We start from the raw sequence: 25,307 nt of genomic DNA on the forward strand, positions 1-25,307 counted from the left end.
AGAGGGTTGGAAGGAATTATTTATATTTGTACATGCTCCCGGAGCATTTTCTACCACTCCCGGTAGACAGCCTAGCGGCCATTTTGGTCCGAAATGAGGAGGCCACTTTCCCCGAAATATACAATCAAGATGTGATTTTTCTCGATAAAACTGTGTTTTATCCATAAAGACAAACATTAAATAGAGATAGTTAAACACCACACTACAAGCATATTAAATATCACCTAAAAAAACGCTGCTATTCCAAGTATTTTTTGATCTTTAAATGAACAGCGCTCACTCTCCTAAACTGTTTCATTCCATTGCACAGCTAATCTACTTAAATACAGTATATTTACAGGGTTGTCCACATTACCGGAGAGATAACCACCGATGTTCTTTTACGAAGCTTTTTTGTTGCTTACAATTCGTAATTAATTAACATACAGCCAAATACAATATGTGCATTGGTAAATAATCCATGACAACTACTGCATGATTACGACAGGTATCGACAACTAAATCTCTTATTGTTAATAAGTTATGTGAATTTCTTTTGTCCATATTTTTGGATTTATCCTTTTGTTTTTCTGACTTTTGTAGCGCATTTGTAGCTTTTTTCTCCTAAAAATCAGGTGTGAAAATCATCTGGTAGATTATGTGGGGATTATTCGATATGTGGCCACTACTTTCGCGGAATTTGGTCTTTTTGCTTCTACCGATGCAGCTGAGGCTGTCTAGTTTAACATCTATGAGTTGCCTGCACTGGCATTTGATCAACCATCCACAGAAGAAATTGTTCATAAAACCGATGGGCCATAATTTGTCTTTACCTTATCCATCACCACGTGGGTATAGAAATGTTTTAGGTGGGGATTGTCCATCAGCTTGGTCTTTTGGAACTCTTCAAAGTGCTCCATGTCTTTTGTGTTCACGATCAAGACAAAATCGTAGGAACCTGTGACGTAATAGCACAATGAAACTTCGGGACATTTCGTCATTTCTTCCTTAAATGAATCGATCGCCTTTGTGTTTCCTTCGTAAAGTATTACATCAATCACACAGGTGAAACTCAGGCCCAGAGCTTTTTGCGAAATTATCGAAACATCGGCTTCTATGATCCTTTCATTCCTTAGTTTGGTGATACGCCTTTGCACTGCACTCTGGCTCAGGTTTACTTCGATGCTAAGTTCCTCTGTAGTTAGCCTGTTATTTTTTTGAAGCAACCGCAGTAGCTTCAAATCGTACTCATCCATAATATGCATTATTTACCCATTTATAGACAAAAATAAGGTGAAAAATTCCTAAAGTATAGAAATACGCAAAAATTAATCGATAGGGTGATGGTATTTTTATGTAAACTTTTTAAACAGATATACACGATGGATTTAGCGAAACAATTTACGTTGCCAAAGAATAGCATATTTACCCATGCAGAAATAGAAACTTTTAGAAATGAAACGCCAGGCTGTCGCAGTGTGGTCCATTTGAATAATGCCGGGGCAGCCCTGATGCCTGAAGTTGTGATAAAGGCACAAGTAGATCATATTATGCTTGAAGCAGTAAAAGGAGGTTATGAGGCATCGGCGTTGAAGGCTGATGCTATAAGGGGTTTTTACGAGCAGGCTGCGCTCTTGCTTAATTGCACACCATCGAATATTGCTTTTACCTCCAGTGCTACTGATTCCTACAGCAGAGCATTATCTTCTATCTTATTTAAGGCTGGCGACATAATATTGACAGACAACGATGATTTCGTTTCGAACCAGATACAGTTCTTGTCATTGCAAAAAAGACTGGGCATTAAGATCATTCATATTAACAATGCCAAGGAGGGTGGGGTTGATCTGAACGATCTCCAAGAAAAGCTGAAACTTCATCGCCCCAAGTTATTGGCAATTACATATATTCCGACTAATTCGGGATTAATGCAGCCTGTTGATGATATCGCAAAGATATACCGGGACTATTTGCAGAATGCAGGTGATAAGACCTGGTATATTCTGGATGCCTGCCAGGTAGTGGGGCAGATGAAATTAGACGTCCAAAAACTAGGCTGTGATTTCTTGAGTTTTACCGGGCGGAAGTTCTTACGTGGTCCGCGTGGTACGGGTGTTTTGTATATATCAAATGATGCGCTTAAAGCAGGATTGGAGCCGATGTTTATCGATATGCATGGCGCAGAATGGACGAACCTAGACTCGTACAAACAACAACCCGATGCCAAACGATTTGAAGATTGGGAGTTTGCCTATTCGACAGTTATCGGTACAATGGAGGCCATAAAATATTGTCGTCATATTGGGGAGGACAAAATATGGCAGCAGGTAAAACTGCTCTCTGGCATGCTAAGAAAAGAATTAGCCGGAATAGATAATGTTAAGATTTTGGATCGCGGACCAATGCAGGGCGGATTAGTAACTTTCAATATTGCGGATGCAAATCCGAATCATATTGTGAGTGAATTAACCAAACGCAAGATAAATGTGGTTGCCAGCTACAGAGCCTACGGTTTGATAGATTTTGACGAAAAGGGTGTTAAGTGGGTAATTCGGGCATCACCGCACTATTACAATAGCCTCGACGAGATCGAATATTTTACAGCTGCGTTGAAAGAAATTATAAAAACTAAATAACAGACTTGAATGATAAGACTAGGTAGTAACATACGACCTTTTCCAATTTCGTTTTAAAAGAACAGCGATGGCAACCCATGGGTCTTCATCAATCAAGTTTGGTTCTCATAAGAAATAAATAATATATAAAAAATATCTTATTGATAATTAGGTGTTTATGTCAAATCAATAAAATACTTCTAAAAGCAGTGTGTGTGGAGTAAAAAAAAGCCCTATACAATTGTAAACCCATTGTGATAGAAAGTCTTAATAAAAAAACATGACTAAACAAGAATATATCGAGTTATATGAGAAGTTCTGTACAGGCAAGTGTACTTTTGAAGAGAAAATACTGCTTGAGGAATATAGCAAAGAATTTTTGATCGATGACCCATGGTTGGGGCTTATGGGGAATGAAGATGAAGTGCGTATACAAACCGGATTAGTTATTCAATAAATAAGTTAAAAAACAGGCATTTACGTGTAGAGAACCACTTCCAGAATCATATTATACTGCATTTGAAAATATCAAGCTTGATCCTAATCCAGAATTAATGATTGCGGAAAATCAGGAAAGAGAAATTGTTGGTAATTTGCAATTAATTTTTATACAGTATCTGACTTATCAAGGTGGAATTAGGGCTCAGATAGAAGCAGTGCGACTAAGGGAAGTAGATAGGAGCAAAGAGTCTGGCACATCTGGTTCAACTAACTACAGACAAACAGAGACCAGATGCAATTTTCTTTTACGAACAATTAGGCTTTACTTCCTCATATGTTGGCATGAAAATGCATCTAAATGTTTTAGGGTAAGGGCACTTCCATCTTACGAACTGTTTATTGATTAATCCATTATGTTTTTTAAAGTTGCTTGGATATAGGTGCCAAGAGTAGAAATAGAAAATTTTTCATTTTTCCCATAAAAATGTACTTTCTGTAAATAGTTAGTGAGAATAGATAACATATTAACAAACAACTTAATGAAATTAAATAACCATGCGGCTTAGCTAGTTAAATGCTTTCAAAGAAATTTGTGTACACTTAAAACTTATGTTGTTTAACTGCGTATCAACTAGGAAACAGGATAGCCAAGGATAGTTGATTCTGACATTGTCATTATCTTGGCGGGAACTAATCAAATGTAATGAACCGATCACTTTTTCTAATAATTCTGTTAGCAGTATGCCTTATTAAACATACTGCAACAGCTCAAAATGCTTTATTATCTGGCTTCAAAAAACCTCCGGCTTCAGCAAAGGCACGTACCTGGTGGCATTGGATAAACGGCAATGTATCAAAAGAAGGTATTACCGCTGATCTTGAAGCAATGAAACGAGTAGGCATACAGGAAGCACAGGTATTTAATGTTGATCAGGGATATCCTGAAGGGCCGGCAACATTCTTAAACCCAAAATGGCTCGAGCTTTTCCAGTTTGCAGCTTACGAAGCCAAACGCTTAGGACTTGAACTTGGCTTCAATAACGGCGCCGGCTGGTCATCTAGTGGTGGTCCCTGGGTAACGCCTGAAAATGCTATGCAAACAGTTGTTTTCAGTCAAACTCAACTTACAGGAGGCAGCACAGTCCATCAAAAACTACCGCAACCCATAACAAAACTTAATTATTATCAAGACATAGCTGTAATTGCCTTTCCAACACCAAAAGGTAAAGAGCGAATCGATGAGTTAGCGCTAAAAGCGCTTACAGGGGATTCTTTCAAAACCCATATGGATCCCAGCGATAAAATTATAGTGCAGTCTTCAGTAATCGACAAATCAAAAATAATTGACCTGACGTCAAAAATGTCAACTGATGGTACATTGAGCTGGAATGCGCCTACAGGAGATTGGACAATTTTAAGATTTGGTCATACTGCAAATGGTACAGAGAACCGTCCCACCGGTTTAGGAGGAAAGGGGCTTGAAGTTAATAAGATGAGCCGTTCGGCAGTTGATGCCTATTGGGCAGGTGGAATAAAGCCGATATTGGATAAGTTGGGCCCACTTGTTGGATCTTCACTTACTAATTGCTTAATAGATAGCTATGAGGTAGGATGTAATAACTGGACACCAGGTTTTCGGGAGGATTTTAAGAAAAGACGCAACTATGACTGCATGCCTTTTTTGCCAACATTAGCTGGCTATTATGTAGAAAGTGGTGAGGTCACTGAACGATTTCTATGGGACTTCCGTAAAACAATTGGAGATCTGATCGCTGAAAATTACTATGGATATTTTAGTGAATTATGTCATGAAAAAGGGATGAAATTCTCTGTTGAGCCCTATGGCGGTCCATTTGATTCCTTTAAAGCAGGAGCATCTGGTGATATCATTATGGGTGAATTTTGGCTCGGCAATAACGTTTATCTAGAGTCTACAAAATTAGCAGCGTCTATCTCCCACCTGAAAGGTAATTCTATTGTTGGGGCCGAGTCTTTTACCAGCTTTGGAGGATGGCTTAACCATCCGGCAACCCTGAAAAAAAGAGGTGACTACGTATGGTCTGAAGGTATAAACCGCCTTATATTTCATACTTATGCGCATCAGCCGTGGAATATTGGTCCGGGAGTAACATTTCACATGTATGGTGTCGAAATGAGCCGTTTAAATACCTGGTGGGAACAGAGCTATGCCTACATGAATTATCTGGCACGTTCGCAGTTCTTACTTCAACAAGGGAAAAGTTCGGCAGATGTTTTGGTTTTTACGGGAGAATCTTCTCCGAATGATGCTGTTTTACGATCTGACATTAAAGCGCTGGGGTACGATTATGATCAGATCGGACCAGATCAATTGGCTTACCTGACTGCAAAAAACGGTAAGATTTATGCCCGTAATGGCTTATCATACCGCATGTTGATCCTCCCTGAAACACCCTGGGCTACCCCTGAACTGTTAACTAAAATTAAAGAGCTTGTTCTTGCTGGTGCTATTGTTAAAGGCACCAAGCCTACTAAATCTCCAAGTCTTAATGGATACCCGGCTTGCGACGAAAAAGTTACCAGGCTTGCAGATGAAATATGGCACAACAAAATTTCAGTTAATACTTCAGTAACTGATCTTTTTAAGAAGCTGGATCTGGCTCCTGATTTTTCAGGCGGACAAACTGGTGCAGACCTCAATTTTATACACAGGATCAGTGGTGGTGATGATATCTATTTTGTTTCCAGTCCGCAAATCGAAAGCCGTAATGAAATATGTGAGTTTAGGGTTACGGGTAAAAAACCACAGTTATGGAACCCCGAAACAGGAGAAGTTGAAGATATTTTAGTTTGGAAGAAAGGTCCAGGTAATACAACCAGTATCCCAATCTCTTTCAATTCCAATGGAGCTGTTTTTGTAGTTTTCCGTAACACCAAGTCTGTACCTTCAAATCATATTACCAGTGAAAAGACTGTGATGGAGCATCAGCAACTAAAGCACCTTCTCGATCTTCAGATAATAAAAGCTGAGTATGGCACTTTCTTGCCTGAAGGGATTGTTGATGTTACAACGGCATTGGCTGAGCGGATTGTTAAGAATGGCGTTCAATTTTCTGCTGATAATGGTCTTTCATCTGCTGACCCGGCACCCGGCTCAGTAAAAGAGTTGCGCGTGGAATATGAATTAGGAGGCAAACCAAAGCAATTGCGTTTGGTAGAAAATGAAAAACAAGATATTAAGGTAAACAATGAACAATTTCGATTAATCAGAGCAGTGTACGGGAAGTTTTCAAAAGAATTAAAAGGGATACCTACAAACTATTCGATATATGATGTTACAGCGAAAGTGAATGGTCTGGTTAGCTCAAATGTGCCTATGTTCACAGTCACTGATAGTATACTTGGAATAACTTCAGCAATGAATAATGTCAAAAGAGAACTTCGCTTGGTTTATTCGGCTGCTGGAGAAACACGCCATGTTTCAGTTCAAGGTGGAAATATAGTTCACCTTGAGCAGGATATTCCTAAACCTAGATTTGCTTACGAAAATGGAGTACCCACATGGATTACCCCATATTCCGGGAAAATAAGTTATACCATTGGTACTGGTTCAGCTAAAATAGTTGAAGTCAGTAAAGTGCCCAAGCCAATTGAGTTGTTTGGCCCCTGGGAGGTGAGTTTTCCTAAAAATCTAGGAGCACCTCCAAAAGCTACGTTTGAAAAACTGATCTCCTGGCCTCTATCTACCAACGAAGGTGTACGTTACTTTTCCGGAACAGCAATTTATAAAAAGCAGTTTTCATTAACTCATGATGTAATCAGAGCAGGCAATTCGCTGGAATTGGACCTCGGAAGCGTAGGTGTTATTGCAGAAGTTATTGTGAATGGAAAGAATTTAGGTATTCTTTGGAAAGCTCCATTTAGGGTTGACATTAGCAGCGTAGCCAGCATAGGCAAAAATGATCTCGAGATCCGTATTACCAACTTATGGCCAAATCGTTTGATAGGAGATGCGCATTATCCAGAAGATGTAAAAGGCAAGTACGGTATTCCAGATGCATGGCCAAACTGGCTAAAGGAGACTTCAAGCCGTAACTCAAAGCGAATTACATTTACTACTTGGAAGCATTGGGATGAAAACTCGCAGTTGCAACCATCCGGCTTGTTAGGGCCGGTAATATTACGAACCTATCAACATAAAAAGTTATAAGGATTTGGATTAATGTAAATCTAACTACCATCAACTTACTAAGTTCATTTTTATAGCGCAGTAAGTTGATGATAGTTTTAGCTGATGTTAATAATATGCTTTCAGATACTTACTGGTCTGATCAGGCTTGTATTGATTTCTTACTCTCCATATCAATTCCTGTACATTGACAATTTCAAAGTCATTGGATAAATGATTGGTCAATAACTTAGCTGCACCTACACCTTTCATATTTCCGCCGCTTGCATTTTCTGCTGTTAAATCACTTGTCGATCCTAAATCTTTAAACGTACTCCAGGCATGAACCGCAATTACAGAAAACGGAGATTTATCATCTGTTTTTAATTTACTGGCTACATAAGCAGGAGTGCCTTCAAATTGATGATTTTGTGAACCAAAATTCCAAAGAGAATACTTTACAGTAATAACAGGAATGTCATATCCTTGCTTGTTGGTTACCCAGTAGGTTTCACCATTGCCACCGGCATAGGGCGAATATTGCATAACAACAATTCCTTCTAACTGATCGTTCGCATCCACAAAAGCCTTATAGCCGGCCAAAGCATCTGCTGATTTAACATCTTTAGCCATCAGTCCCAAAACTTTTACACGGTGCTGGCGCATACTAGAAGCAACGCGTTTGGAAAGTTGTGCTAGTCGTTCAGATCTGTTGGCTCCGGATCCATATTGTCTACGTACATATAATCACCACCTAGCGCCTCAATTAGGGTATAGTTTGGTTTCTGCTGACTAAAGATATTACTAAACTGTGCCAGTGCCATCATGTTTAAGTTAGAAACAGGCACACCAAATCCCATTTTCATATCATTACCTCGGGAATAGGAGACGGGGTCATTTCACCGAATAGCCTTACGACGAAGTATAAGCAGGTGGTGCAGAGCACGGCTATGCGGGTTCGGGTGTTGCTGGTTAGGATGTTGAAATTGCTGGATGAGGAGTTTGGTTAGGGGGCCAGACCGGGGCGGGTGGAGATTTTTCAGCGCAAAACAAATTGTTTGTGGGGCGAATCGTACTGTTGGTGCATAAAATTTTATCAGCACAACTATATACGCTAATATTGCAGCATAAGGATAATTGAAGAAAGAAAGTTTTAATAAATAAGTAGGATATATGGGACAACTAAGAAAACACTGGAAGCAGATACTCACAATATTGGTGATCTATACAGTCTGGTGCGTGATCGCATTCCTGTCCTTAGTTGCCCTTCAAGGATTACAGACAACATTATCGCAGCTTGGTACGGGCAGTAAACTATACATCAACTTCGTGCATTCTGTTATTAAAGATACTTTGGTTTACTATATCCTTATTTATCACCTGGTTAAGCCGATGGTTGAAAAGGGGGGCTGGAAAAAACCGTTGTTGAAATGTATATTATTGTTTGCGGTGCTCACGGGTTATGAATATCTGTATACTTTCCACATTATCGGGGCTGAACCACGGGCAGGCAGCAACCTGACGGTACGTACCTTTATTATTTCTGCAATCTGCCTTGATATTGCAATGCTGCTTATTTCCATCTTCTCCGCAACTCTGATCAATGCTAATGAAATGCAAAAACGTAAGGAAGGCCTGGAAAAGCAAAAGCTTAAGGCCGAGCTTGCTGCAATAAAATACCAGATCAATCCACATTTTCTTTTCAACTCTTTAAGTTTTATTTATACAAAAACAGTTCTCACAAGTCCGGAAGCTGCTAAGGCAGTGTACCTGCTTTCGGAGATTATGAGTTATGCGCTAGACGAATGGGATGATCTTGGAACGGTACCACTTTCCCTTGAGGCTGAACAGGTGAAAAGGGTAATTGAAATGAATCAGATTCGTTTCAGCCACCAGTTAAACATCTGTTACGTAGAGCATATAGAAGATAACATAGCTCGGGTGCCTATACTTTCACTGGTAACCCTGGTTGAGAATGCCTTTAAACATGGGGATATGAATGATGCTAAAAACCAGATGACGATCGAGCTCCAGGCAACCAGGAGCAGAATATATTTTCGGGTCAGCAATAAAAAGAAGAAAGGACCAAAGGAGCCGTCAAAAGGGATAGGTCTGAGTAATGTACAGCAGCGTCTGGAGCTCATGTATGGTATCAAACATGTGTTCAATGTGAAAGAGGACGAAAATTTTTATATGAATGAAATCACCATTAACCTTTAGTCCAATGATGAATTGTATTATTATAGATGATGAGGCGCATGCCATTGAGCTATTGACTCTTCATGTTACGCAGACCCCGTTTTTGAAACTGGTGGGTAGTGCAAGCTGTACCAGGGATGCGTTGCAACTGTTGAATTCGGAATCGGTAGATCTTGTGTTTTTGGATATTCAGATGCCCGAAATGACAGGGATAGAGTTTCTGCAGGTGCTTGGCGGTCGGTACAGGGTGATTCTGACCACCGCATTCAGGGAATATGCGATTGAAGGTTTTGAGCACCAGGTTGTGGATTACCTTTTGAAGCCGATCTTTTTCCCCCGGTTTCTGATCGCTGCGCAGAGAGCAATGGAGCTTCACAGCGCTACAAAGGATAATACGGAAGAGTTTATACTTGTACAGACCGGGTATAAGGGGAAACTGGTTAAAATCAAACTGGAAGATATCCTTTATATTGAGGCAAAAGGAAAATACATCACTTTTAATACCCGAGAAGGTGAGCCGATTACTTCGCAACTCACATTGGGCAGCATTGAGGAGAAGCTCTCAGGCGAACGTTTTATGCGTATCCATAAATCATTTATCATCGCCCTTCCCTTTATTGTGATGATCCATGGTAATCTGGTACAGCTCCAATCCGCACCTCTGCAGATCCCCATTGGCCAGACCTATCGTGAGGTTTTTATGTCTCAGATGAAGGGTAAAGTAATTACGAACAAAGATAGGGAGGAACCAGAACGACCTCCAGACATTAATATGTAACAAAAACAATCAATTAATAATTAAAAAAAAATGAAAAAATCATCGTTAATCAAGTCAGCAGCAGTTTTATTGATCACATTGGCATCGGCCTGCGCGACGCCTTATTTTGGCAAGACCTATACCGCTACGCAAAATGTGGATGTGTATCTGGATGCCAAAGATGTAAAACAAACGTACGAAGTTATGGGAACTTCTGACGTAGACCAAGGCTTCTCCTCATTGGAGAAATTGCAGCAAAAAGTAATTGAACTGGGGAAAGCCAAAGGTGCAGATGGGGTGATCATGAAACTCGACGAAGAAGTTACCGGTAGTACCAAAAACGATTTTGGTTCGGTAGGTACAGGTAAGAAAAATAACACCTATTCTAGCAGTTCCATAACCACCAATACTAAAGTCAAAAAAGTAAAGGCAACTTTTATTAAATACAAATAAAAAAGTTCTAAGTAGCATTACCCTTTCTGGGTATCCCATCAACCGTTCACATCCCTGACCTTAGGGGTTTCATTCATTAAAAATTTCCGGACTAAGCCTGTGCCTTTAATCATTTATTAAGGATTGGGCAACGCTTTGTCAAATTTTCTCTGGGTCAGGGGTGAACGTTTCTCTCGGTAAAACTGCCGGGAGAATGGTAAATGAATAACTACAGATATGAATACCATAATGAAACTAAAAAAAGAAATTATACTGTTACCCGTTCTATTGACGCTGGTTACAATGACGCTTTCCACTCGGGGACAGTCAAATAAACTACCCGGGAATCCTGCCCTGGTTTCCAGCGCAAAAGATTTGCAGAAACTTATCGATGCCGATATCGGGAACCATAAGTACCAGGTGGAGGATTATTTCGCTAGTCCGAAGTCTTCCGATTTCCAGTTATCGCCAACTGGCCGGTATCTTTCCTTTAAGGAACGGGATGACCAGGGCCGAAACCATGTTATGATCAAAGAGGTGGCAACTGGGAAAACGACACGGGCGATAGAAGAAAAGCAGGATGTGATCATTGGTTACGGCTGGGCTACGGACGAGCGTTTACTGTACCTGATGGATAGGAGTGGCAGCGAAAATTACCACTTATATGCGATTAACCGTGATGGCACTAATGATAAGGATTTAACCCCCTATGAGGGGGTTAAGGCGACAATATTGGAGCGTCTTCCCGAGCAGAAGGAATCCATCATCGTCAAGATGAATAAAGATAACAAACAGCGGTTCGAACCGTACAAAATAGATATCAATAGCGGTGAGACCCTTAAATTGTATGATCTCAGTGATAAGGAAGATCCGATCGACAGCTATAATTTTGATAAGGACGGGCACCTTAGGGGATTCATGAAAATCCATAACGAAAAAGAAATGCAGTATTTCTACAGGCCTGAGGGCAACACGGGCTACCGCTTAGTAAACACGATGAACTGGTATGAGAAATTTACTATTTTATCTTTTAACTATGCTTCAAAGAATCCTGATGATGCTTACATACTTACCAATAATGATTCAGACAAGGCCCGTATCGTTTTGTATGACCTGCGCAGGAACAGGGTTCTGAAAAAGATCTTTTCTGATAAGGATTATGATGCCGCAAAATTGTCCTTGTCGGCAAACAGAAAATGGAAAATCGATTACCTCGAATATGATGGGGAAAAACACATCATAAAGCCCCTAAGTAGGTTCTTTAAGACCATTTATAAAAACCTTCAGACCCAGTTTAAAGGTTATCAGTTCGAGTTGACGGGTAGTACGGATGATGAAAAGCAGTATCTTGTAAAGGTCACCAGTGACCGGCAATACGGAAGGTTTTACCGCTATGATACGGAAACAGGAAAAGCAACGCTTATGTATGACCTTATGCCTCAACTTAAAGAAGAGGATATGGCGGTCATGCAGCCTATCACTTTCACCTCAAGGGACGGGTTAACGCTTCATGGTTATATTACACTACCCAAAGAAGCCTTAAAAGGGGAAAAAGTTCCTATGATCGTCAATCCGCATGGCGGACCTCAAGGCGTGCGAGATTTATGGGGATTTAATCCCGAAACCCAATTATTCGCAAGCAGGGGCTTCGCTACCTTGCAGATTAACTTCCGCATTTCAGATGGCTATGGGACAGCTTTTTACCACGCAGGATTTAAGCAGGCTGGAAGGAAGATAATGGATGACCTTGAAGACGGCGTCCGTTATGCAATATCCAAAGGTTGGGCAGATCCAGACAGGGTTGGGATTTATGGGGGAAGCCATGGTGGTTATGCCACTTTAATGGGACTCATCAAAACGCCTGACCTTTATAAGGCAGGGGTAGATTATGTCGGTATTTCGAGTATTTATACCTTCTTTGACAATATGCCTGAATACTGGATACCTCTTGCAGGAATGCTGAAAGATGTATGGTACGACCTTGATGATCTTAAGGAGGCCAAAATCGCCAAAGATGTCTCTCCGATATTCCATACCGAGAAGATCAAAGCCCCGTTGTTTGTGGTACAGGGAGGGAATGATCCAAGGGTGAATATTCTTGAATCGGATCAGATCGTAGAAGCTTTGCGCAAAAAGGGTGTTGAGGTGCCCTATATGGTCAAATATGATGAAGGCCATGGCTTTATCAGGGAGGAAAACAGGATCATGTTCTATAAAGCTATGATTGGTTTTTTCAGACAACATCTCTAACGGGAGGGTATTTATCCTAAAAAATCAATAGACAAAGATCCGGGATTTATTCTTACCGGATCTTTGTTGTTTGCCAATTTGGGTTAATAACAACTGGCATGGCTTTCAAGTGCCTCAAGGAAAGGGCTGCTTGACAAGTAAATGCAGGACGACACATGCAATTTTTTGGTAACCCCGGCAATGGTTCATTCGGCCATTTTGACCCATAATGAATGAGTTACTTTAAGCGAAATACCCAGATAGGATGATAATGACTATTTTACTAATTCTACGTAAGTTTGAATATGGAATTAAAAAAGGGACTCATACAGCAAATACAAGCCATTGTAGTCAATGCACAATCAAAGGCTATTCGTGCCGTAGATAGTGAAAGAGTTTTGATGTATTGGCAAATAGGTAAAATAATTTTTGAGGAAGAACAGCAAGGTAAGGATCGTGCAGATTATGGCAAATACCTTATTAAGTCTATCTCAAATGAATTTCAGCCCCAATTGGGTACAGGCTTTTCGATTCGTCAATTAGAACGGAATAGGCAATTGAGAATGCTCTATAAAACAATTATCCTTGGCAATCGCAATGTTTACAAAATTAACCTAACTTTTTTAAATTAGTTTGTATATATCCTAATATCTCGTCAAATTCTGGTTGGCCTAGATAATAAAGTCCGGAAGTTGCGATATAACGATTCTTAAAATCCTCCCTAATTTTATTATCGGTGAGCGTGAATGCCTCTTTCTCAGATAATGGTACATCAAGATCTATTTCTGGAAACCAATCGAGTTTATGATCTGAATACTCCCGTGTTATAATAAACTTCTGAATATCATCTCGCTGCAAAAGCCGGTAGACATCATAGTATTGCCTCATAAAGTTCACCTTCGGTCCACCGCTGTCCGATCCCTGTTCCACACGGAACTTGGTAACAATAGTTTGGAGTTTCTCGACAAGGGTATACCCTGGATGATAACAGGCAATGCCCATTGCTCGGTTATCAGTCATCTTAAGCTTAGCCTCAATGGCCTTATCATACATCCATGAACTGATATGAACATTTTCATTTGGGGTGACCTTGGCAAAGCCCACCTCTAGCAATATCCCATCTTTGATTCCGGGAACAGATCCAAAAAAGCCATCATATTTAAGCCTGATCCCTCCGTTTCTTCCGTTCTTGTCATCGAACTCAGTGTCACGCTCCGCAATGATGCCATCGATACGGATATAATCTTTAAGCCAATCGAAGAACTTCATTCGATTCTCAACGATGTTTTTGCCGCTGGATTTTGGGTTTTCATTCACCTTTATACCAGTCTGGTCAATAAATGCTTTCGGCGGAGTAATATGTAAATCAATGTCCTCTGAAAATCTGTCGATGATCTTAAACCCCTTCGAAAGTGAGGTTCCGCCTTTGAGCTCAAACTCTAAGCCCAAGTTTTTCATTCCACAAAGCACATGCATGATCCAGTAATCTTTTTCGACAAGGGCCTCAAGTATGCCTTTCTCTGCAGATAATGTACTAATAAGGCTTTTAAAATCCTTTCGTTGATGTAGGAATGCTGTACTCATATTTCTGTGCCAGAAGTGGGTTAGGCCGTAGCCAATAGTTTTCTTGTTCTTGGTGTACCATATTTCTCAATAGCATGCCCTAGGGAATGCTTATCTAAGCTCATCGCTTTTTCTAAGGTCTTTTCAAGTATTTTCGGTTGATCTTCTGCTAAGTATTCCAGGTTATTGATTAAGTCAACTACCAGAAACTCCCTGGTAGGTTTCGGTGGAAATGCCGATTTTTTTTTAAAAGTGAACAATTTGTTGCCTAGTCTAATATCTCCACTACGCAGATGGTTGTAAACGATCTGCTTATTGTACAACTGTGTAGTTCCCACTCCCAAAGCATTAAAGGCGTTGAAGGAAGTAATCAGAAAATTGTCGTTGTCTAAAAATTTCTTGATCAGCAACTGATCCGCAGGCGGTTCAAAACCGAAAGCGTTCTTCTTCGGAAAATGGTATAACCCAGGGCCAACCTTTTTCAAAATACCGTCACCAGTAAGCTCAGAAAGATGTCTGTCGATAGAACTTGACCACTTTTGCAGCTCATCCCTCTTATAGATATTTCCTTTCCTTAAATGGCTTTTTAACTCATCTAATTTTGACATAATATTCTTCTTTCAAAAACAAAGTTAAGAATTAATAGCGATATTTTGCATGATTATTGACTAAAATTCATGCAAAAATGACTATCTAAAAATTAGAAGACAGCAACTTATCTATTTGTTCAGAGAGATATTGTTTTACGCATCAGTTTGAGATTATAACTGAAGAGGTCTTATTCTCTTTAATTGTCTTCTTATGCTAAATAGATAACCTCTTTAAATACAGTGTATTTACACTAGTTGTCAACATTACTGGATAGATAACCACTGATGTTTTTTGATGAAACTAATGTGTTACTTTATTTTTATAAGTAGTTGATTTTAAATGTGCTACATTATTTGTATCGGTAAATAATGCCGCCTTTGGGCAGTACGGCCTTTTTGAAGCGCTGAAACCCGAACAGATTGAAAAGCAGTTCAGCGTAAACGTATTTGGAACGATGAATGTAATCCGTGCTGTATTGCCGCATTTCAGAGCGCAAAAACAAGGGGGTATTATTAATGTAAGTTCGGCCGGCGGACGAATCGGTCTTCCGTTGATTTCGATGTACGTTTCTTCAAAGTTTGCTCTGGAAGGCTTTTCGGAAGCGCTTTCATACGAATTGGCTTCCCAGAATATCAGCGTAAAAATTGTTGAGCCGGGTGGTGTGGTAACGCCTTTCCATGAAACTGCAGCCAAACTTTTTGCCAGTAATCCGGAACTTACAGATTACAATAGATTTGTTGAATCAACTTTAAACAAGTTAGGAAAAATGTCGGAAAATATTTCGTCTGCAGAAGTTGTAGCAACAGAGATTTTAACAGCCGCAACAGACGGTTCCACACAATTTCGGTATGGGGTAGGTGTTGACGCAAAAGAATGGATTAAAGACCGGACATCAATGGATGATCTTACTCATATCCAGCATATGCGTAAGTTTTTTGAAAGCTAATTTTAAAAGACAGCCATGCTGTTTATACCTTTCTGTCGAAAATTAGCGGCATTTTTTTATTAAATCCTAAGCACCCCATTTAATTATTAGCACAAATGGGGACTTAGGATTTTTAGATGCTGGAGTTTGGTAATTTACATGGCGAATAAGCTAAATGAACACATTCATAGAATGTATGGACAGGAGTCTGTCGTCATTGTTTCTGTTTTTTGATATTTGCAAATAGGATAAGTTATGGTAGGTGTAAGTGTATCTATTCCAAAACTGCCTTAGGCTCCAGGTATTCCTCTAAACCAAAAATTCCGTATTCCCTACCTATTCCAGATTGTTTGAACCCACCAAAGGGGGCTTTGGAATCGTGTGAAATACCATTAATGCAAACCCTGCCTGCATCAATTTGAGAGGCTACGTGATAAGCCCTTTCTTTACTGGCAGAGCTTACGTAAGCAGCTAATCCATAACTGGTGTCATTGGCTATTGCGATAGCATCCTCTTCATTTTTATAGGGAATAATGGACAATACCGGTCCAAAGATTTCTTCCTGAGCAATGCGCATGTTGTTTTTTACATTGGTAAAAATTGTTGCTTTTACAAAATTACCATCTTCCAGGCCTTGGGGTTTTCCTTCACCACCAACCAGTAGTGTTGCACCTTCTTCTATACCAATTCTGATGTAATCCTGTACACGTTGGTATTGTTTCTTACTAACCATTGGACCTACACCAGTGTCGGCATCTTTAGGGTCGCCAACTTTGATATTTTGTACTGTGGCTTTTGCTATTGCATTTACCTCTTCGAGTTTGTTTTCTGGAACCAATAAACGTGTAGCTGCTGCGCAAGCCTGTCCGCTGTTTAAGTAGGCAGCAAAGATGGCCATTGGAATGGCTTCATTCAAATTCGCATCATCCAAAATAATATTAGGTGATTTTCCACCCAGTTCCAGTGTAACCCTTTTCATGGAATCAACAGCAGCTTTTGCAATTATTTTACCGACAGTCGTCGAGCCAGTGAAAGCGATTTTTGATACACCTGGATTACGGGTGATTTCTTTGCCAACAATATCTCCCAATCCATTTACAAAATTGATCACACCTTTTGGTAATCCGGCTTCATGAAAGCATTCAGCAATTACCTGCGTTTGCTGTGTACTCATTTCACTCGGTTTTACCACTACGGTGCAACCTGCGGCTATGGCTGTAGAAAGCTTGGTAACAATAAATCCGTTGCTCATATTCCATGGAATAATGATTCCTACGACACCTACAGGTTGAAAATAAACTTTTGAGTTTCCTACAGTCTGTGCAAAATCAAAATCTTTCAGTACGTCAATCATCGCATGAATATCATTGATCATATTTTGTGTAACCATTGCGCAGAATTGGAACGTTCCACCGTACTCTTCAACCATTATATTGGTTAGGTCCTTTTCGCGCCTGCTTATAATGGAGCCCAGTTTTTCCAGGTAAGCAATCCGTTCCGCTTTGGTAGTTTTTGAGAATGTCTTAAAAGCGTCCCTGGCTGCAGCAATGGCATTTTGAGTGTCAATTTCGTCACCTAATGTAGCTTCCCCGGTTTTCTGATTGGTGGTAGGGTTGATCAGGTCAAAAGTAGCTGTTCCGTGTGGGATTACAAACTCGCCATTGATGTAAATTTTATCGAGTGTTTTCATGGTATTCATTTTTAGTTTATACAAAAGTCCTGAATTGTAAGTTCATGGAGTTTTGTGTATGGCTCAAAAATGACTTGCTGCAAGGCTCATGAAAGTATCAGGTAGTACTATTGGTTTTCAATCCAATCAACCAATAGCTTGCGTTCCGAAAAAAGCCATGCTCCGTTTTGTTTTACAAAGCTGTCATGATATTTAATATGGGCAATCATTAGCTTTTGTGTTCCATCTTTTAGGATTTGATGATGGGCAATACAGTAGGTGATTCCAGTTGCAGTTTCTTCATTGAGTTTCAATACTGTACTTTGTCCATTGAAATGCATGGTGGCATTATAGGTATTCAGGTTATCAAATACTGGAAAAAGGTCTGCTTTGTTATTGATGACTTGCGTTGGTTGGGATGATTGAGCATCCATGAAAATTAGGAAACTGGTGTCTTCAGTAAAAAGAGCCATTTGACCCTGTGCATCACGGGTATCAGCACAATAGGCGTACTGATCTACCAGGTTGCGAATAGCCAGTCTGTCGGCTGTTTGTTGCAATTGTTGTTCGGTATTCATTGTATTTTAATTTATGTCGATTGCTATAAGTTAGCTGGCGTTACGCCAAACTTCTGTTTGAAAGAATTGTAAAAATGAGACAGATTTTCAAAACCTACCTCTAAATATATTTCGGCTGGTTTTCGTTTTCCTTGTTGAATAAGTTGATAAGCTTCCTGCAATCTTTTGTCTTGTAGCCATTTGCGTGGGGAGATTTGAAAAATATGGTTAAAGTCTCTTTTAAAAGCGGCTAAACTTCTGCCGCTGAGTTTTGCAAACTGCGCTATGGGCACATTGTAGTGATAGTTTTGTAACATGAATTTTTCTAAGTCAATCTTGTGTGGCTCCGAAAAATCAAATAGAAAAGTTACCAGAGAAGGATCGAGGTTTAACAGTAATTCAATAGCCTCATTTGTTTTAAGAACAGCCAGTTTTTGGTTTATTGTTCTTGATTCTTCTACATAGGGCAGCAAGGATTGAAAATAACTTTTCAGCAATGCATCGGATTGAAGCAAAAGCATTTGTTCGCCGGTATATTTTTTACTGACAACGATGTTGGCTTCTAATGCAAATTTACGTAATGCCGTATCGGTAAGGATGACTGAAATACTGGTGTAGGCTTTATCCTTGGCCGGTATTTTCTTGGTTTTTGCCAATTGATTTTTTCCGGATAAAAGAATTTGGTTTTCCTTGAGTATCAATAAGCCATTTTGATGTTGGATCTGAGTTTCGCCGGAGATTTGAATAGACAATACATGATGCGGCAAAAATTGCTCGTAACCGCGCGTTTGGTCAAAACTACAGGAATAAACGAAGCTGTCTTCCAAAATCCGTGTTACCGGCATTACTTTTTCATTCATGGTCTTTCAGCTGATAAATGTTGATGGTAAGCACTGTTTCTTGCATTGGTATTGCTATCAATAAACATCAATGTCAACATTACTGCGATCACTGTAATTCCAATGGCTCGCCAATTGGGTGAATCAACGAACATGATCAATAATGCAGCCGCAATAATTATAAAGGGAAGCACTTTGAAAACCATAGCCAGTTCCTTTTGAGATTTAGCTGTGCGTGCTGTTTCTTTTTCGATAAATGCTTTTGTATCGGTATGATAGGCGGTTTCAAATTCTGTAATCCTAGGTTTATTGGCAAAATATAAACCAGCAGAAACGGCGACAATTAACACACCTGCGACTAACATTGGCCATATAAAAGCTTTGGCCATAGAAGTTTTGCCCAACTGCCAAAAGCCAATAGCTGCCAGAAAAAACAATAAGGCAAGCAATAATATTATTTTGGCAGAAAATACCTCCGCCTTAGCCCAATCTGTACTTAGTTTTAAAATATCCATTTCTATATCATTTTCTTTTACAAAGGAGGACATTTTTTTTTCAGATTTGTTTGCCCTATGGCTCAATTTTTATTTGCTCTATGGCTCTTTTTACTGCATGGCTTTAAGGTAACTTCGATGGAAGTTGATTGGGTGATATGCCATTTTTCTTTTTGAAAACAAAAGAAAAATGGGAAAGCTCTTCAAAGCCTACTTCAATGTAAACCTCGGTTGGTTTTTTCTTTTCATGTTCGCGAAAAAGCTGTAGAGATAGCAAACGAAATATTAAAAGAAAGCGGTGATGAGGGGGGGCTTAGCTCCAGGACTGAGCAGAGCTCGTGAGTATTTTGAGGATCATCGAGCGGGAAAGAAGTGTTGTCTGATGAGTTTCCAGAGATTAGGTTTTGGACCTAAAGTCTATGTTTTGGATTATGGTAGCACTGCTACTGGTTTTCCAGCTAATCCTTCTTTTACTAAGTAAGCCATAAATTGTGAAAAGGTGCTAATATCTTGTTCAGCACTTGCTTGTTCTAATGCTTTCATATATTCTGCTCTTTTTTCAACTGGAATTACCGTCCATGGATAGCCACCAGAAGCAAGCATAACATTCATTAAAAACCGTCCCATACGTCCATTTCCATCCATGTAAGGATGAATAAATACAAATACGAAATGACCTAATATCGCTCTGACCGAAGCTTCAGGCTCATTTTCAAGCAATTCAAATAATATGGGCATTGCATCTCTCATTGCATCCACACTCAAAGGAACGTGCTTAGATCCACCGATGTAGACCTGATTGTTACGATAACCTGCAAGGTCTGATGCCTTTAAAATGCCAGCACTTACACTAGGGTCAAAAAGTTCACGATACCATTTTTGGTGATCTTTATCGGTTTGGACTCCTGGATTTGCATTATTTAGAATTTTGACGATGGTTTCTTTGACAACCTGGAATGACTGATAATATCCTCTGGCAGCCATTGCATCTTTTTGCTTTTTATCCTCCGTATTCTCTTTATTATCCCATTGTCCGCTACTTACCCGTTCAATTAATTCTGGAGTTACTTTATATCTCTCAATAGATAAAGAGTGGTAAGCATCGGTTACATATACTTCGTCTACATTCTTTAAGTATGCTTCGTGATCTTTTGGAATACCTGGCGCTGGGGGAAAATCGTTTATAATATTTTCTCTCATTTGGAGCCACATCAGTTTAATCCTATTGACAAATGGACTATGTTCTCGGGCTGATAGATTAATCTCCACTTTTGTTTGGAATGGATCATTTTCACGAATATCGTAACCCGCCTGTTTCATCGTATCTATAATCTGATCTGCTATTTTGTCTCTTTGAATATTTCTAAAAGCACCAGCTAGTCTCCCTCCAATTGTTGTATGTCCTTGCTCTAATAATATAGGTAGTACTTCTGAAGCATCTCTTATTAGAGACAATACAGTTCTGGCATCAATTCCATTTTTATTATAGATACCTGCACTGCTATAAATTAGTGAAGCCTGGAAGTTATACATTCTTAAGCCTCTTATGGTTACCATTTGATCTGATGCAGGAAGTTCTGCTTTCATGTTAAATAGAGACGTATTATGTGGCAATGGCGTTGGTTTGTTGTTTCCTTGCGGCGACTTAACAAATAATTGTTGTGGCACTGACCAGTTTCCTGCGTGTATGCATAGTGATTGATCAGCTGATAAACACCAGTTAGAACCATATTTATGTTCAAGGAATTTAACACAGAATTCCCAATAAGAACTATACCATGATGTAGTGTCTCCCTCTCGTTCATTTGGGTTAGTTGCGATATACCAACCTTTAGTTACTTCTTTGAGGAAGCCATTTTTGACAAGTAGTTCCCGATGCATTCTGTTTGAAATTTCATCTGTATGTATTGCTACTGTGCTCTTTTCCTGTAGTTTGTTTAATGATTTTAACGCTTCGACAAATTTTTCTCTTGGTGTTGCCATTACTTATTCAATTTTTGTTTCTATGCGAAAGCTAGTAAATGTTGTTGTGTTAAAATTAGTAAAAATTGTTGGGATAAAACTAGTAAATGTTGTTGTGGTGAAAATAGTAAACGTTGTTGTGGTGAAACTAGTAAATATTGCCGAGCTAGTATTTGATGAAAATTAAAAGATAATAGACTTCTGTTAGTTTACGATTACCTTAATTTTCAGCGTTCATCGCCGAAAATTAAGGTTTTTCTGTCAAATACTGAAGGTTATAAATAATATGTAAAGCAGAAATAGGATTACGCAATATTCTTCTGCTTATCTGGGGATTATTCCGTATGTGGCCACCTCTTTCGCGGAACGTGGCCTCATATTACGGCGCAAAATGATCAGTTGATTTCGTTGAAAAATGGTCAGTCGGCTTATTTTAAGCCGTTTTTAACCTCAAGAAAAGCACTATGGGATAATAAACTCCTTTCGGTCACAAAAATTAATTAGCCTGCCTTTAATTGCGTTTCATTGCAAAATTCTGAAGCCAATCCATGAAGACTTTTTCAGATCATAGATTTATCAAAAACTGAGGTCACGATCTCCTCTCAGGTCACAAAAATAGCCTTTGAAACTATCCGTCATCAGTCAAGACGCTAAAAATAAAAGAGCTCTTCTAAAAATGGATAAGGGTGAATTTTCGGGATTTGAATATATTTGGTCTAAAGGTAAAGATAACTTCCGAAATTAAAGGCAGAAGTTCGGGTGCACAGTTTGGACCGAAATGAAGTGGCTACTATCTGGTTCTTCCCCAATTTTGGTGGTAGAACAAAACCTCGCCTTGCATCGAACGCTAAAACATGCCTTTCGGTCGTGCGAGGAATATTTTTCGGTGGAAGGAAAAACCGAGAACTCGACGTGACCACCAAAATTGGGGAAGAACCACTATCTGCGAAATATACAGTATATGTGATAAATTTAATTCACTAATTTATTTGCTGAGGTGGCATTGAGGATAGGTGAATTATCACTTCTTATCATCAGAGTGTAAGTCAATAGAATAATTTTATTTTTTTGATTAAAATACCAAGTTCATGGTATTGTTGGCTGTTCATTTTAAGGTTAATTTTAACTATAAGTAGATCAATAATTAATTTTAATTAATTAGTCGATGAAAAAGTTAGCATTAATTTTCTTAGCATTTTTATGGTTAAGCCCTTATCTAGTGTTTGCTCAGAAGGCCAAATGGACTGTCCTTGTGTTTATGAATGCGGATAATGATTTGGAAGCTCATGGAATCGAAGATTTTCTTGAAATGGCACAGGTGCCAAATTCTGACCTCGTCAATGTATTGGTACAAATGGATCGGACTCCTGGTTGGACGGATGAATATGGAGACTGGGATCAGACTTTGAGGTTTAAAATTTCTCAGGGAATGACACCTACAGTTGTTGAGTCCCTGGAAGACCTCAAGGAAACAAATATGGGTGATCCTGTTGTGCTTAGAAATTTTATCAATTGGGGGAAAGAGAAGTACCCGGCTGAGCATTATTTGTTGGTCATTTGGGATCATGGGGATGGATGGCGGTTTGCTGACCCGATGAAGTTTAATGATGATTTTAAATTTGCCTACATCAAGGATTTTAAGCGAGAGGTTATTGCGGCGAATGAGGTGAAGTTTGAAATGACTTCCGCAAATAAAAGTAACCTGTCTGCTCAGCTTCAGAAGCTAGATCTCACCGAGGATAAGGTAAGGGAGGATCTTTTTGCTACTGCAAAAAGTTTTTCGGTTTTGCCGAAGGAGTTAAAAGCCAAAACTAAAAAGAATGAAAACTGGACGGAGCTCTATACGAACTTTCGCGATTTCCTGAATAAATCAATTACAACCATTCCTTCTGCTCAGCTTAAGATTGCCGATTCGTATAGTAAGCTGATTGACAAGTTGATGAACATTGACTTGTCAAAGAACAATCTCATGTCTAGTCTGGAGGAATTTCATCAGCCTAGTCAGGGGGTACTTGATGCTATGGCATCAAGTATACAATTTGATGATGTGACCAATCCGGTTAAAGGAGTTTCTCATGATCGGACTGACAATGATTTTTTGTACAATAAGGAAATACAGGACAACATTTTAAGCAGTGAGTTTGATATTCTTGGATATGACGCTTGCCTCATGTCAATGCTGGAAACAGCGTATAGCCTAAAAGGTAAATGTGATTTTTTAATTGGCAGTGAAGATCTTGAACCAGGAACAGGGTGGAATTATGCAGAATGGTTAAGTAAGTTGACGGCCAATCCGGATATGGCTCCAGTGTTTCTGACCAAAAATATTGTGGAAAGCTACAGGATGACCTATGCTCATTTCAATAAGGTAACCCTATCTAGTGTAGATATGAAGCTGATTCCAGGTTTATCAGAACAACTGGAAGTATTGTCAAAGTTATTGATCAGTCAGATCAATTCAGAAATTAACAACATCAAATCGGCACGTGATAATTGCTTGAAGTATGCGGTGGACAAGCCACAAGTGCATAGTATTGACCTCAAAAGATTTGTCAATCAACTCAGCCTTAAAACCAAGGATCAGAATATTAAGGAGGTATGTAGTCGTATCAAAACGATAGTTGAGGTAATGGTTGTGGCCAATTTCTTCAGTGCAGATCGTTCAAATTCTGACACGAAGCCTTCTCATGGGTCATTTGGTATCGCAATCTATTTTCCGAGCCGAAAGGTATATTTTGATCAGGCTTACAATGATGACAACACTATTTATCCGGTTCAGTTTGTAAAGGATTTTTCCTGGGATAATTTTCTGCAAAAATACTTCTCCTTAAAACCTTAAATCTAAAATTAACATCATGAAAAAGAACTTAAATCTACACGTACTACTAGCTTTCGTTATGCTTTTAGTCTTAAGCGCCTGCGGTGCGCAACGTGACCTAAAATCAACCGTTAAAAAAATTGAGATCAATAAGGCTTTTGCGGCAGTATATGGTGCGACACAGGCTGCATTGGCGGAGGCAGGGAACACAGGCTTCGTTATTGAAAATATTGACCTTAAGTTTGCTACCACAACAGAGATTGAAACTGGTGTAGGGCTTAAGTTATGGGTGTTGTCGGGAAGTTATTCTAAGACCAAGAGCACTGGTAAAACCGTCGTTTTTAGTTTTGGAAAGGCTACAGGTTCAGATTCCAGATTTACCGACGATAAAAGTACTCAGGCCTATAGAGAATATCTAGTTTCTGTTCTTAAGGCTGCAAAAACAGTCAATCCTATCGATAAATATGGTTTGACAGAATTTGAAGTTGAAGTTGAATTTTCCATCACTGATGCCGGAGGAGTAGATGCGGAGGTGGAATTGGTTCCTATTACCCCTTCGTTGAAAGGAAGTTATTCTAAAGGATATACTAATAGTACAAGCATTAAGTTTAAAAAAGCAAGCTAAGGGTACTCTTCGGTAGTTGGTCGTTAAATTTTATCAGCCTGGGATTGTTTGCTACAGCCCCGGGCTTTCTTCGGTTCTGCTTTTAGCTCGGTATGTTTATTGATGAAATCCTTGATTGGTGTCGATTAACTCGGGGTTGTTCTTGTTTATTCCCCAATTGGTGTATTAGCGATGTATGTGCTTGATTTGTTTGGGTTTGTAGATTTCTTTGTGGGTATTATTTCATAAAAGAATCTACTTATGTTAAAACAAACGAGTGCAAGGATGCTTGCAGAATTGGAGCGGGAGTTGGGTCGGATTGAGGTTCAGTTGGCTGATCCTTTGGATCGCTTGGTGCAGGGCTTGAAATTGGTTAGGGAGGCTTTGGCTAAACTGAAGACTTTGGTGCTTGCTGCTCCTTTTGAAAGTGAGGCTACTGAGGTTTATTTTTTAAAAGGATTAAGCCTGCTTTTTATCGGCATTTGA

At 39.4% G+C, this 25,307-nt stretch carries 23 protein-coding genes and 1 pseudogene; 14 read left to right on the forward strand and 10 right to left on the reverse strand.

Features of this window, described 5'->3' with window-relative positions; all coding sequences use genetic code 11:
- Positions 1-779: 779 nt before the first annotated feature.
- A complete protein-coding gene (locus HQN83_RS01575; RefSeq protein WP_246254163.1) occupies positions 780-1,235 on the reverse strand; it encodes an Lrp/AsnC family transcriptional regulator in 456 nt (151 codons plus the stop codon).
- 126 nt (positions 1,236-1,361) lie between these two features.
- Here HQN83_RS01575 and HQN83_RS01580 point away from each other — a divergent pair, with 126 nt between their 5' ends.
- The 4 genes from HQN83_RS01580 (at position 1,362) to HQN83_RS01595 (ending at position 7,224) form a co-directional block, all read left to right on the forward strand.
- On the forward strand, positions 1,362-2,615 hold the full coding sequence (locus HQN83_RS01580; protein WP_173087925.1) for an aminotransferase class V-fold PLP-dependent enzyme: 1,254 nt from the start codon (positions 1,362-1,364) through the stop codon (positions 2,613-2,615).
- Positions 2,616-2,874: 259 nt separating this feature from the next.
- Positions 2,875-3,051, forward strand: a complete 177-nt coding sequence (locus tag HQN83_RS01585; RefSeq protein WP_173087927.1) for a hypothetical protein — start codon at positions 2,875-2,877, stop codon at positions 3,049-3,051.
- A 97-nt stretch (positions 3,052-3,148) separates the two neighbouring features.
- On the forward strand, positions 3,149-3,442 hold the full coding sequence (locus HQN83_RS01590) for a hypothetical protein (RefSeq protein ID WP_217277286.1): 294 nt from the start codon (positions 3,149-3,151) through the stop codon (positions 3,440-3,442).
- Between the two features lie 296 nt (positions 3,443-3,738).
- Positions 3,739-7,224: a glycosyl hydrolase gene (locus HQN83_RS01595; RefSeq protein WP_173087929.1), complete on the forward strand. Its 3,486-nt coding sequence runs from the start codon at positions 3,739-3,741 to the stop codon at positions 7,222-7,224.
- Between the two features lie 87 nt (positions 7,225-7,311).
- Here HQN83_RS01595 and HQN83_RS01600 read toward each other — a convergent pair whose 3' ends face one another.
- Together HQN83_RS01600 and HQN83_RS01605 are read right to left on the reverse strand one after the other, a co-directional pair.
- Positions 7,312-7,848, reverse strand: coding sequence for a hypothetical protein (locus HQN83_RS01600; RefSeq protein WP_246254165.1), 537 nt, complete (start codon positions 7,846-7,848; stop codon positions 7,312-7,314).
- Between the two features lie 29 nt (positions 7,849-7,877).
- Positions 7,878-8,048 (reverse strand): hypothetical protein, encoded by a 171-nt coding sequence (locus tag HQN83_RS01605; RefSeq protein ID WP_173087931.1) that lies wholly within the window; start codon positions 8,046-8,048, stop codon positions 7,878-7,880.
- A gap of 307 nt (positions 8,049-8,355) precedes the next feature.
- Here HQN83_RS01605 and HQN83_RS01610 point away from each other — a divergent pair, with 307 nt between their 5' ends.
- The 5 genes from HQN83_RS01610 to HQN83_RS01630 all read left to right on the forward strand — a co-directional run bounded on the left by HQN83_RS01610 (position 8,356) and on the right by HQN83_RS01630 (position 13,431).
- Positions 8,356-9,402, forward strand: a complete 1,047-nt coding sequence (locus HQN83_RS01610) for a sensor histidine kinase (protein WP_173087933.1) — start codon at positions 8,356-8,358, stop codon at positions 9,400-9,402.
- On the forward strand, positions 9,380-10,159 hold the full coding sequence (locus tag HQN83_RS01615; protein WP_173087935.1) for a LytR/AlgR family response regulator transcription factor: 780 nt from the start codon (positions 9,380-9,382) through the stop codon (positions 10,157-10,159). The genes HQN83_RS01610 and HQN83_RS01615 overlap by 23 nt, the downstream gene beginning before the upstream one ends.
- A 30-nt stretch (positions 10,160-10,189) precedes the next feature.
- On the forward strand, positions 10,190-10,591 hold the full coding sequence (locus HQN83_RS01620) for a hypothetical protein (RefSeq protein ID WP_173087937.1): 402 nt from the start codon (positions 10,190-10,192) through the stop codon (positions 10,589-10,591).
- 216 nt (positions 10,592-10,807) lie between these two features.
- A complete protein-coding gene (locus HQN83_RS01625; RefSeq protein ID WP_217277287.1) occupies positions 10,808-12,820 on the forward strand; it encodes an alpha/beta hydrolase family protein in 2,013 nt (670 codons plus the stop codon).
- Between the two features lie 284 nt (positions 12,821-13,104).
- On the forward strand, positions 13,105-13,431 hold the full coding sequence (locus HQN83_RS01630; protein WP_173087938.1) for a DUF1016 N-terminal domain-containing protein: 327 nt from the start codon (positions 13,105-13,107) through the stop codon (positions 13,429-13,431).
- Here HQN83_RS01630 and HQN83_RS01635 read toward each other — a convergent pair.
- Positions 13,409-14,383 (reverse strand): nucleotidyl transferase AbiEii/AbiGii toxin family protein, encoded by a 975-nt coding sequence (locus tag HQN83_RS01635; protein ID WP_173087940.1) that lies wholly within the window; start codon positions 14,381-14,383, stop codon positions 13,409-13,411. The two genes, HQN83_RS01630 and HQN83_RS01635, sit on opposite strands and share 23 nt — an antisense overlap.
- A gap of 20 nt (positions 14,384-14,403) precedes the next feature.
- Positions 14,404-14,970, reverse strand: a complete 567-nt coding sequence (locus tag HQN83_RS01640) for a hypothetical protein (RefSeq protein WP_173087942.1) — start codon at positions 14,968-14,970, stop codon at positions 14,404-14,406.
- 350 nt (positions 14,971-15,320) lie between these two features.
- Here HQN83_RS01640 and HQN83_RS01645 point away from each other — a divergent pair.
- Positions 15,321-15,899: pseudogene (locus tag HQN83_RS01645) on the forward strand (SDR family NAD(P)-dependent oxidoreductase); the annotation flags it as partial.
- 253 nt (positions 15,900-16,152) lie between these two features.
- Here HQN83_RS01645 and HQN83_RS01650 read toward each other — a convergent pair.
- From HQN83_RS01650 to HQN83_RS01670, 5 genes are all read right to left on the reverse strand, one after another.
- Complete coding sequence (locus HQN83_RS01650; protein ID WP_173087944.1) at positions 16,153-17,568, reverse strand: aldehyde dehydrogenase family protein; 1,416 nt, start codon at positions 17,566-17,568, stop codon at positions 16,153-16,155.
- Between the two features lie 107 nt (positions 17,569-17,675).
- Entirely contained in the window at positions 17,676-18,125 is a 450-nt protein-coding gene (locus tag HQN83_RS01655; RefSeq protein ID WP_173087946.1) for a nuclear transport factor 2 family protein, read from the reverse strand.
- 23 nt (positions 18,126-18,148) lie between these two features.
- Positions 18,149-18,964, reverse strand: coding sequence for a helix-turn-helix domain-containing protein (locus HQN83_RS01660; protein ID WP_173087948.1), 816 nt, complete (start codon positions 18,962-18,964; stop codon positions 18,149-18,151).
- Complete coding sequence (locus HQN83_RS01665) at positions 18,961-19,458, reverse strand: hypothetical protein (RefSeq protein WP_173087950.1); 498 nt, start codon at positions 19,456-19,458, stop codon at positions 18,961-18,963. Before HQN83_RS01665 ends, HQN83_RS01660 begins: the two co-directional genes overlap by 4 nt.
- A 408-nt stretch (positions 19,459-19,866) precedes the next feature.
- Entirely contained in the window at positions 19,867-21,420 is a 1,554-nt protein-coding gene (locus HQN83_RS01670; protein ID WP_173087952.1) for a Fic family protein, read from the reverse strand.
- 22 nt (positions 21,421-21,442) lie between these two features.
- Between HQN83_RS01670 and HQN83_RS01675 the strand changes: the two genes are divergently transcribed.
- From HQN83_RS01675 to HQN83_RS01690, 4 genes are all read left to right on the forward strand, one after another.
- The gene (locus HQN83_RS01675; protein ID WP_173087954.1) at positions 21,443-21,586 is read left to right on the forward strand and encodes a hypothetical protein; all 144 of its coding nucleotides are present in this window, start codon (positions 21,443-21,445) and stop codon (positions 21,584-21,586) included.
- A gap of 978 nt (positions 21,587-22,564) precedes the next feature.
- Positions 22,565-24,238: a clostripain-related cysteine peptidase gene (locus HQN83_RS01680; protein WP_173087956.1), complete on the forward strand. Its 1,674-nt coding sequence runs from the start codon at positions 22,565-22,567 to the stop codon at positions 24,236-24,238.
- Positions 24,239-24,254: 16 nt separating this feature from the next.
- Entirely contained in the window at positions 24,255-24,842 is a 588-nt protein-coding gene (locus HQN83_RS01685) for a hypothetical protein (RefSeq protein ID WP_173087958.1), read from the forward strand.
- 240 nt (positions 24,843-25,082) lie between these two features.
- On the forward strand, positions 25,083-25,307 hold the full coding sequence (locus tag HQN83_RS01690; protein WP_173087959.1) for a hypothetical protein: 225 nt from the start codon (positions 25,083-25,085) through the stop codon (positions 25,305-25,307).

The sequence above is a fragment of the Pedobacter foliorum genome (assembly GCF_013266735.1).
Classification (GTDB): domain Bacteria; phylum Bacteroidota; class Bacteroidia; order Sphingobacteriales; family Sphingobacteriaceae; genus Pedobacter; species Pedobacter foliorum.